Annotated in this window: 1 rRNA gene; it reads right to left on the bottom strand. The window is 54.1% G+C overall.

Annotated features, from left to right (window positions below):
- Window positions 1–229: ribosomal RNA gene (locus ACTHSL_RS14355) — 16S ribosomal RNA — on the bottom strand; the annotation flags it as partial.

Here is a 229-nt window from a genome sequence, read left to right as displayed (position 1 = left end):
GACTACTCGGGTATCTAATCCTGTTTGCTCCCCACGCTCTCGCGCCTCAGCGTCAGTCTAAGTCCAGTAAGCCGCCTTCGCCACCGATGTTCCTTCCGATCTCTACGCATTTCACCGCTACTCCGGAAATTCCGCTTACCTCTACTTCACTCTAGCCTATCCGTCTTAGATGCCATTCCCAGGTTAAGCCCGGGTCTTTCACATCCAACCTGATAAACCGCCTACGCGC

This window comes from Neisseria sp. P0008.S010, from assembly GCF_051962715.1.
Classification (GTDB): Bacteria; Pseudomonadota; Gammaproteobacteria; order Burkholderiales; family Neisseriaceae; genus Neisseria; species Neisseria elongata.
Note: the sequence above shows the minus strand (reverse complement) of the source record. Positions and strands in the feature narration are given on the sequence as shown.